Consider the following 557-nt stretch of genomic DNA (forward strand, 5'->3'; position numbering starts at 1 on the left):
CGCGCGCTGGGCGCGGGGGTCCAGGCCATCTCGGGCCTGGTGGACGTCGGCGAGGTGATCCTCGGCGGCTACCTCGCCACCTGGCACCCGTGGTTGGCCCCGGGTATCGACGCCGTCACGGCCCGCCGACGCGCCCTGAGCCCGGCCCCCGAGCCGCTCGTGGTGACCGGCGTACTCGGCCGCGAGGCAACCCTGCGCGGCGCCTTGCGCATCAGCCACGAAGACACCTTCGACAACCCCACCACCATTCCCGTCCTCGTCACCTGAGCGACCACCGCCGCCAAGGCCACCGCCCACCCACACGGGGGAGGCGCCACCTCCCACCACGAACGGCGCCGCCCCCCGAGCCGGGGGACGGCGCCGATCCACATCCGGACCGCAGCGGATCAATCACTCCCGCGCAGCCGGTCCACCTTGCACACACGGCTCAGCCTGCACAAACGGTTCACACCGCCGGTCCAACCCGACACCGCCGGTCCAACCGGCACAATCGAGCCAACCCCGCACAGCCGATTCACCCTGCACAAACGGTTCACACCGCCGGTCCAACCCGACAC

The 557-nt window shown here is 72.0% G+C and carries 1 pseudogene; it reads left to right on the forward strand.

The features are described 5' to 3' along the window. Nucleotides 1-267, forward strand: a pseudogene (locus GT354_RS38590) (ROK family transcriptional regulator); the annotation flags it as partial. Nucleotides 268-557 lie beyond the last annotated feature (290 nt).

Origin of the sequence: Streptomyces sp. SID3343 (genome assembly GCF_009865215.1) — a bacterium.
In the GTDB taxonomy this organism is placed as follows: domain Bacteria; phylum Actinomycetota; class Actinomycetes; order Streptomycetales; family Streptomycetaceae; genus Embleya.